The following is a 2,157-nucleotide window of genomic DNA, read 5'->3' as shown; positions in this document are numbered from 1 at the left end:
GGTTCTTCTCTACTTGCGAAAATTCCTGCAGAATTTTCACGGGTTCGTTTAAGTTTGCTAACTTAGTTGCCTAACCACGCAACTAACCATACACAAACACGTTGTGTGTAATGCAAAAACTCACTCAATTCTGAATTTACAATCTATGAAAAACATCCCATTATTAATGATTTTATTTCTGACATTCGGATGTTCTGAATCGGAAAACGAAGTCTATATTCAAGAATTTGAATGGACTTTAAATATCCCAAAAGATTTTAAAGATGTTCCATCAAAAACGCGAATGGAATCTCGAAAAAAAGGTATGAAAATGATTGAATCAGCATATCCTGATAATGAAGTAAATATTGTTGCAAGGAATTTATTCCATTTCAATAATGGAAAATATAATTCAATGCAAGCTCAGTTCTCTGAATTGAATTCGGAACAGAATTTTATGGATAAATTTAATGAGGCAAATGAAATTGTTATAAAAGCATTTACAAAAGACAGACCGAATACCAAAATAGAGAAAAATACTAGCGAAAAAATCATTGATGGACTTGAATTTAAAATGTTCAATATGAAAACGCAAAATGAGAATGGGGAAAATTATGAGTTTACTGTTTACAGTAGAATGTTTGATCGAAAGCAATTAGAAATAATCATTTTATCTAGCGAATCCGAAAAAAGAAAGCTAATTGAAAAAAGTATATTAGAATCAAAATTTAACTGATTAAAACACTACACACAACACCGTGTATAATTAATTGCTTTTTACGTGCTTACTTGCGAAAATTCCTGCGGAATTTTCTCTGGTCCGTAAAAGTTTGCTAATTTAGTTGCTTAACCACGCAACTAACCATACACAAACACGTTGTGCAACATTTGAAAAACCAATCGTTCTGAATTAAAATATGGGAATTTTTGACATATTTAAGAGAAAAGAAAAATCTACAGAATTTAAATGTTCGACTTGTGGACAAGTTCACGATGAACTGCCAGCTCTTGGATTTCTGTCACCATTGTATTACGATACTTTAAATGAAAACGATAAAAAAGAAATAGCCGAATTAACAACTGACTTTTGTGAAATTAAACACAAAGACCAAACTGACAGATTTATACGAACAACTTTGACTATCAAAATCATTGATGCGTGCGAAGACTTGGATTACGGAATTTGGGTTTCTTTAAGCGAAAAGAGTTTTAATGAATATCAATCTGAATTTAAAAACAACATTGAAGGAAAAACGTATTTCGGGATGATTAGTAACGAAATTCCTGATTACGAAGAAAGTACTTTAGGTATTCACGTTAATGTAAATACTCGAAGTGGCGGAATAAGACCTGAAATAATTCCTCACCAAAACGACCATAAACTCATTTCAGATTGGGAAAATGGAATTACCATTGAGGAAGCTGAAAAACGAATAGAACGAATGACAAATTCGACAGCTGAAATTAAACCTGGAAAATTTAATAAAGACCAAATTAGAATAGAATTTAAAAAATTTGTTGGAAATGAAAAATACAATCATTTCATTTTGACACTTTATGAAGCGTTTCCATTGAGAGAGAAATTATTTTTTTGGCAAGAAGAATTACTAAAGAGTTTTTCGAATGAACTTGATATTGAACCAATCCTTTTTGAAAATGTCCACGAGATATTTAATCATTGTCCAATCCACGATTTTGAATTGAAAAAGGATAACGTGAAAATCGTAAATGGGAATGACATAATTCCAAAAATTTCATACGAAAGAGAAAAAGAGCTTTTTCCAATGGCCAATATTAATGCACCAAGAGACTTGGAAAGATTTAATTATCCGAAAAATGTTGACGTTTTTTATTGCGAAAAATGTAGGGAATTGAAGAATAAAAACGTTGCACAACAACGGCTATAATTAATACGGGTTTTGGTGCTTAAACAAAAGTCTGTGTATATTTACTAAGTTCGCCAAATCTTTTGATTTGGCTTTTAATAATGAAAAAATAAAAACAAAATAAAAAGCTTTGGCTAAGTGCAAGTCCGAAAATTTCGTTATTTTTAATCCCGTACTAATCATAGCCCAACCGTTGTGCACAAGTTAAAAATCGAACTTATAAATGAAATTTGAACTGCCATTTAAAGAACAAATCTATAACGAGCAAATGACTCTGAATTTCAATACTGCT

General features: G+C 31.0%; 2 protein-coding genes. Both read left to right on the top strand.

Annotation, left to right across the window (positions count from 1 at the left end; translation table 11 throughout):
• The first annotated feature begins 145 nt into the window (after positions 1–145).
• Positions 146–715, top strand: a complete 570-nt coding sequence (locus ACFQ13_RS05920) for a hypothetical protein (protein ID WP_386115140.1) — start codon at positions 146–148, stop codon at positions 713–715.
• Between the two features lie 181 nt (positions 716–896).
• Positions 897–1,886, top strand: a complete 990-nt coding sequence (locus ACFQ13_RS05915) for a DUF2199 domain-containing protein (protein ID WP_386115138.1) — start codon at positions 897–899, stop codon at positions 1,884–1,886.
• Positions 1,887–2,157: the final 271 nt, after the last annotated feature.

The organism is Winogradskyella rapida (genome assembly GCF_042675845.1).
GTDB classification, from domain to species: Bacteria; Bacteroidota; Bacteroidia; order Flavobacteriales; family Flavobacteriaceae; genus Winogradskyella; species Winogradskyella rapida.
Note: the sequence above shows the minus strand (reverse complement) of the source record. Positions and strands in the feature narration are given on the sequence as shown.

Bases quoted from the DNA above. Each gene is read 5' to 3' on its own strand.
- ACFQ13_RS05920 (WP_386115140.1), top strand. From the start codon at position 146: ATGAAAAACATCCCATTATTAATGATTTTATTTCTGACATTCGGATGT.
- ACFQ13_RS05915 (WP_386115138.1), top strand. From the start codon at position 897: ATGGGAATTTTTGACATATTTAAGAGAAAAGAAAAATCTACAGAATTT.